Raw genomic sequence first — 6,252 nt, forward strand, 5'->3', positions numbered from 1 at the left:
GTCCGGCGCTATGCACGACACGCGAAGGGGTCCGACGGTTGTGCGCATCAGCGACCCAAGCGGCCGCGGACCATTCCGACCATGGCGTTGAGCTCTTCGATGCGCATCCGCTTGGCCGCCACGAGGAACACGGCGGCCAGTGCGACACCGCCGGCGGCCAACGCGGCGAGGGAGCCGGTGACTCCGCTGCCGAGCCACTGGGTGACCGCGTAGGCGGCGGCGCCGCCCACGGCTGCCGCGGGGACGCAGGCGCCGGTGAGGCGGGCGTAGGTGCGCATCACGTGGGCGCCGTCGAGGTCGCCGCCCAGCCGGGTGCGCAGCCGCCGCCAGGCGACGCCCACGCCGACCGTGTAGCCGAGCCCGTAGGCGGCGGCCATGCCGACGACGGCCCAGCGCGCGGGGAGCACGAAGAACGCGGCGGTGGAGACGGTCGCGTTGACGCCGGCGACGATCACCGTGTTGTAGAAGGGCGTCCGGGTGTCCTCGTAGGCGTAGAACCCGCGCAGGACGACGTACTGGACGGAGTACGGGATGAGTCCGAGGCCGAAGGCCATCAGGACGTAGCCGATGTTCTGGGCGCCGGATCCGGAACCGGCGTACAGCAGCGTGGCCATGGGGACGCCGAGGGCGAGGAACGCGAAGGCGCAGGGCACGATCGCGACGGCCGAGGTGCGCAGCCCGTACGAGATGTCGTCGCGGACGGCGGCGGCGTCCCCGTCGTGGGCCGAGCGGGAGATGCGCGGCAGCACGGCCGTCATGACGGAGACGGTGATGATGGCCTGCGGCATCTGCCACAGCAGCAGTGCGTAGTTGTAGGCGGTGATGCCGGTGCCGGGGTGGCCCTGCTTCTCCGCCACGGATCCGGCCCAGGTGGCGAGCTGCGTCACGACGACGAGGCCGATCTGGTTGGCCAGGACGAAGAAGAACGTCCACTTGGCCAGGCGGGCGGCCTTGCCGAGGCCGTGGCCCCGCCAGTCGAAGCGCAGGCGCGGCCTGAAGCCGGCGTCGCGCAGGTAGGGCAGCATCGCGAGGGCCTGGACGGTGAGGCCCAGGAGGGTGCCGAGGCCCAGCAGGCGGACGCCTTCGGGGGTGACGGTGGTCGCGCTGACCCCGGAGGTCGTGAAGCCGCCGAAGGCCCAGATGAAGGCGCCGAACGTGGCGATGACGACGATGTTGTTGAGGACGGGGGTCCACATCATCGCGCCGAACCGGCCGCGCGCGTTGAGGATCTGACCGAGGACCACGTGCACGCCCATGAAGAACATGGTCGGCAGGCAGTAGCGGGCGAAGGCGACCGCGACGTCCATCTGCTGGGGGTCGGACGCGAGCTTCGGCGACATCATCGTGATGAACACCGGCGCTGCGAGGACGCAGATCGTGGTGATGGCGGCCAGCAGCACGACGACGAGCGTCAGGAGGCGGTTGGCGTAGGCCTCGCCCCCGTCGTCGTCCTGCTTCATGGCCCGTACCAGCTGCGGGATGAAGACCGCGTTGAGTGCGCCGCCGCCGACCAGCACGTAGATCATCGTCGGCAGGGTGTTGGCGATCTGGTACGTGTCGTTGAACGTGCCGACGCCGATGGCACCGGCGATGACGAGGGTCCGCAGGAAGCCGGTGATGCGGGAGACGATCGTGCCGGCGGCCATCAGGGCGCTGGACTTGAGGAGGCTGGAGGCGCGGCCGGCGGGCTTGCTCGGCGCCGGGGCGGCGACGGGGACGTCCTCCGCCGGCGTGCCGGGCGTGCCCTGCTGGTCCCGGTAGAGGTGCGCGAAGGCGTCCGGCTCGGGCTTCTCGTCCGCCGCCTGGGTGACCAGGGAGTCCACGCCGACGAACTGGGTGGTCGTCGCGTGGTCGCCGTAGGGCAGGTGCCGGGAGGGCCCGTCCGGCTCGGGCGGCGGGGTCTGGGCCCAGACGTGCGGGTCGGGGGCGTGCACGGGGGCCTGCGGGGCCGCGTAGAGCGGTCCGGGCTCCTGGTAGGTGCCGGGCGGCGGCGGAGGGTGCGAGGCCCGGTCGTAGAGGACCTCGGCCACGGGATCCTGGGCCGACAGGTCCTGGGACCGGTACGGGTCGTGGTCGTAGGCGTCCTGGACGTACGGGTCACGGTCCGGCGCGGGCGCAGGCGCGGGGACCTGCCCGGCCACCGGGGTGCCCGGGGCAGCGCCCTGGTAGGGCGCGGGCCCACCAGTGCCCTGCGCGCGGTCACCGTCGTACGGCGCGTTCATCGAAACCCCACCTCATCGTCCCCAGGCCGACCGGCCACGGCATCGCTCAACGGTCCACTGTCTCACCCGTGCCGGACGGCCCGGTGCTTTGCGGTCCGGTGTCCGGGGTCTCGTCACTCGGCTGCGTGCTCTCGTCGGCGGCCGCACGGGCCGCGACGCGCTTGCGGCTGGCGTACATCTTGATGCCTGCCAGAACGAGGAGGAGAACGCCGCCCGCGATGACGAGCATGACGGTCGGAGTGATCTCGGTGGCCTCCACGGTGAACTTGCGTGCCTTTCCATAGGGCACGCCGTCCGTGGTGAAGAGCTGCGCGGTGACCTCGACGGGGCCGCTCGCGGTGGCGTTGGCGGTGAATTTGACCGTCTGGCTGTGTCCGCCCGTGACGGTCACTTCCTGTTCGGCCTGGCCGCTGTCCCCGAACATCAGGCGGGTCGGGTTGGCGGACTTCACGCGCAGGACGAGGTTGTGCACGTCCTGGACGAGGCTGTTCTGGACGCTGACCGGGATGGTCGCGCTGTGTCCGGACAGGGTGGCGTCGGACTTGGGGACGACCTTGACCTTCTCGGTGAGACCGAGCAGGTACTCCTGCACCTGCTCCCGGTAGAGCCGCGCCTCCTCGGGGCGGCCGCGCCAGGAGGTGGACATCTCGCGGTTGGTGGCGTTGCCGAAGGGGATCTCCACGCGGTCGGGCGCGCTGAGGATCACCTTGAAGTGGTCCAGGGTGTTCTGGGTGGTGCGGATCTTCTCGAAGGCGGAGACCGGGAGCTCCGTCTTGCGCAGCGTCTCGGGGTACTGGCCGGCGCCCGGGACCTGGGTGTTGACGCCCGGGTCGGGCTTGGCCGCGGCCGCGGTGTCGAGGTCCGCCGGCTGGGTCCAGCGGCCTGCCTGCAGGCCCCGTACGGCGGCCGCCATCGACTGCGCCTGGCTGGTGGACGGCATCCGCTGCGGGGTGACGACGAAGCTGCGCTGGTTGTCGGTCTTCTGCAGGTTCAGGGCGAGGCTCTGGGCGAGGAACCGCTGCACGGCCAGCGTGGCGTTCCCGGCGTTCAGCATGTCGCCCTGGAAGGCGGTGGACAGGTCGGCGTCGGCGACGACGGCCGTGGCGCCCGCGCCGATGGGACGGGCCGCGGAGGGCGTGTAGCCGAGGGCGCCGGTCTCCTGGAGGCTGTCGCTGCGCGTCAGGACGTTGTGGGCGCCCGCCGAGGTCGCCACGTTGACGATGGACGGGTCGATGGTCCCGTCTACGGGCCAGGAGAAGTCGGTGGACGGGGTGACGTGCAGGACGGTCTCCACGGCCTGCTTCGCCTTGTCGGTGGCCGGCCGCAGCTGGCCGAGGGTGCCCGAGACGTCCTTGCCCTGGTGGGCGAGGGAGGCGATGTCGGGGTCGGCGAACGGCAGCGCGACGATCTTCTTGCCCTGGACCGCGGCCTCCAGGGCGCTCAGCCACTGCTCGGCGACGGCCTTGTTCTTGCCCTGGACGATCCGGCCGTCCGGCGTGCGGTACCGGTAGCCCTTGGTCATGGCGTCGACCGTGTACAGCAGGTCGGGGTCGATGACCCAGGTGACGGGCAGGTCCTTGCCGAGGGTGACCATCTGCTGGAGGCGCCCGCCGGACTTGAGCTCATCGGCGAGGGAGTCGTCGAGGAAGACGGGGGTCTGCAGCTCGTCCGAGCCGGTCTCCGCCGTCACGTGCGTGGTGGAGATCAGCGGCCACAGGTACGTGAGCTGAGAGCGCTTGGCGGCGGCTTCGGGCTGCCAGGGGAGGAAGGTCCTCTTGATGCCGAGCACCTGCTCGTACTGGCGGCTCTCGGTTTCCCCGGACAGCGAGACGCCGAGCTGGTAGACGCCGTCCTTGTCCAGCTCCAGCTTGTTCACCGGGATCGTGAGGGTGAAGTCCTGCTTGACCTTGGACGGCAACGAGGGGATCTTCACGGCGTAGGCCGGGTCGATCTCGCCGGGATCCGTGCCGGCCCGGAACCCGGCGCGCTCCGCCGCTTCGTCGATCGAGGCCCGGTCGCCCAGGGCGGGCCCGACCCGCAGCCCCACGTGCGCGCCCGTGATCGTCTCTCGGCCGTTGTTGACCACGCTGCCGGAGATGGTGAGCGTGTCGCCCTTGACCGGGGCCGCGGGAGCCATACCGTCCAGCTGTACGTCGACGGTGCCCGCCTCGGCGGCCTGGGCGGCCTGTGGGGCGGGCGAGTAGACCAGAGCGGCGAGCACGGGGGTCCCGGCCAGCAGAACGACTGCGCGGCGCAGCCAGCGGCGCCGGGCAGGTGCGAGGGGTGCCCCCTGGATGTCTGCCGCCTCGGCCACGCGCTAGCCCGTCCCTCGAAGTGTCAGTGGTCGTCGTTCGTGCGTCCACGAATGGTAACGAGGTGCGCTGTGCGCGAGTGCCGCGCCTTGCTCCACATGATCGGGGGCGCCCCGGCGGCGCCGCACGCCGGGGCGCCCACAAACAGGGAAGCCCTCGCCGGGCGGGGCACGTACCCTTTTCTGTTGTGCCGAACGCCAACGAAGACAACCCCAGTGCCCTGAGTCAGGTGCAGCGCCGCGCGGTCAGTGAACTGCTGCGGGTCGCCCCTGTCGCCGACGAGCTCGGCCGCCGGTTCCAAGAGGCCGGCTTCCGCCTTGCCCTGGTCGGCGGGTCCGTACGCGATGCGCTGCTCGGGCGTCTCGGCAACGACCTCGACTTCACCACCGACGCCCGCCCCGAGGCCGTCCTGAAGATCGTCCGGCCGTGGGCCGACTCGGTCTGGGACGTCGGCATCGCCTTCGGCACCGTCGGAGCCCAGAAAGAGGGCTTCCAGATCGAGGTGACCACGTACCGCTCGGAGTCGTACGACCGCACCTCGCGCAAGCCGGAGGTCTCCTACGGGGACTCGATCGAGGAGGATCTGGTCCGCCGGGACTTCACCGTGAACGCGATGGCCGTTGCGCTCCCCGAGAAGGAGTTCGTGGACCCCCACGGGGGCCTGGAAGACCTCCAGGCGGGCGTTCTGCGCACCCCCGGCACTCCGGAGGACTCCTTCTCCGACGACCCGCTGCGGATGCTGCGCGCGGCGCGCTTCGCCGCGCAGCTCGACTTCGAGGTCGCCCCCGAGGTCGTGGCGGCGATGACGGCGATGTCGGACCGGATCGAGATCGTCTCGGCGGAGCGGGTGCAGGGCGAGCTGAACAAGCTGCTGCTGTCCGCGCACCCTCGCAAGGGTCTGGGCCTGCTCGCCGACACCGGGCTGGCCGACCACGTGCTGCCCGAGCTGCCCGCCCTGCGGCTGGAGAGTGACGAGCACCACCGGCACAAGGACGTCTACGACCACTCGCTGATCGTGTTGGAGCAGGCCATCGCGCTGGAGCACGACGGCCCGGACCTGGTGCTGCGGCTTGCGGCCCTGCTGCACGACATCGGCAAGCCGCGCACCCGCCGGTTCGAGAGCGACGGCCGGGTCTCCTTCCACCACCACGAGGTGGTGGGCGCGAAGATGACCAAGAAGCGCATGACCGCGCTGAAGTACTCCAACGACATGGTCAAGGACGTGTCCCGGCTGGTGGAGCTGCACCTGCGCTTCCACGGCTACGGGGACGGCGAGTGGACCGACTCCGCGGTGCGGCGCTACGTCCGCGACGCCGGCCCGCTCCTGGACCGCCTGCACAAGCTCACCCGGTCCGACTGCACCACGCGCAACAAGCGCAAGGCCAATGCCCTCTCCCGCACCTACGACGGCCTGGAGGAGCGCATCGCGCAGCTTCAGGAGCAGGAGGAGCTCGACGCCATCAGGCCCGACCTGGACGGCAACGAGATCATGCAGGTCCTGGGCGTCGGTCCCGGGCCGGTGATCGGCAAGGCCTACGGGTTCCTGCTGGAGCTGCGGCTGGAGAACGGTCCGATGGAGCGCGACGCCGCGGTCGCCGCCCTCAAGGAGTGGTGGGCGGCTCAAGCATGATCCGCGGTCGGGCGGGGGGGTGGTTCCGGGCGAGACGCCCCCGCGGCCACCCGGGGACCGGGGCGAGGGCGGCCCCCCCCCCCCCAAC

General features: G+C 71.2%; 3 protein-coding genes. 1 reads left to right on the plus strand and 2 read right to left on the minus strand.

Annotated elements, in window-relative coordinates:
• Window positions 1-47 precede the first annotated feature (47 nt).
• On the minus strand, window positions 48-2,222 hold the full coding sequence (gene murJ / locus ACFXGI_RS09290; RefSeq protein WP_384704824.1) for a murein biosynthesis integral membrane protein MurJ: 2,175 nt from the start codon (window positions 2,220-2,222) through the stop codon (window positions 48-50).
• Window positions 2,223-2,268: 46 nt separating this feature from the next.
• Window positions 2,269-4,536 (minus strand): DUF6049 family protein, encoded by a 2,268-nt coding sequence (locus ACFXGI_RS09295; RefSeq protein ID WP_384704825.1) that lies wholly within the window; start codon window positions 4,534-4,536, stop codon window positions 2,269-2,271.
• A gap of 185 nt (window positions 4,537-4,721) precedes the next feature.
• Here ACFXGI_RS09295 and ACFXGI_RS09300 point away from each other — a divergent pair, with 185 nt between their 5' ends.
• A complete protein-coding gene (locus ACFXGI_RS09300) occupies window positions 4,722-6,164 on the plus strand; it encodes a CCA tRNA nucleotidyltransferase (protein WP_384704826.1) in 1,443 nt (480 codons plus the stop codon).
• Window positions 6,165-6,252 lie beyond the last annotated feature (88 nt).

This window comes from Streptomyces sp. NPDC059355 (assembly GCF_042752335.1).
Taxonomy (GTDB): Bacteria; Actinomycetota; Actinomycetes; order Streptomycetales; family Streptomycetaceae; genus Streptomyces.